This window comes from Oleiphilus sp. HI0132, from assembly GCF_001635845.1.
In genome coordinates this window covers 1-436 of sequence record NZ_LWGJ01000848.1, presented here as the reverse complement: position 1 = coordinate 436, position 436 = coordinate 1, and the positions used below count along the sequence as shown (strand labels likewise).

Genomic DNA, 436 nt, shown 5'->3' with positions numbered 1-436 from the left:
GACAGGAGTTTTAAATCGCGCCCGCAGTCGTCAAAGAGTAAGGGAACAAAGTGCATCTGAATGTCTGGTACCTTTACCTCGGGGCTAGACTTCAAAAAGGCGCCCGCCTGGGTAATTGAGTTCGCCAGATTGCCTTGCTTGTCGCGCAGATATTTAAGAGTGTCGGGTAGCATTTTTAGCAGTCCGCCGGGGCTTGTCGAGAAACCATCCTTCTTTTTGCTTTTCACCAAAACACAGGCATCAACATGTTCCTGCAGGTTCTTTCCGACGCCGGGCAAATCCTGTATCACTTCGATACCATGTTGTTGAAGCTCCTCTTTATCGCCGATACCTGAAAGCATAAGCGTTTGAGGAGAGTTGAAGGCGCCGCCGCACAACAGCACTTCTTTACGTGCATGGACGGTATGCTTTTCACCTTGTTGAGTAAACTCGACCC

General features: G+C 49.5%; 1 protein-coding gene. It reads right to left on the bottom strand.

Annotated features, from left to right (window positions below; genetic code table 11):
- On the bottom strand, nt 1–436 hold a 436-nt coding region (locus A3766_RS09620), incomplete at both ends, for a GMC family oxidoreductase N-terminal domain-containing protein (RefSeq protein WP_197479492.1).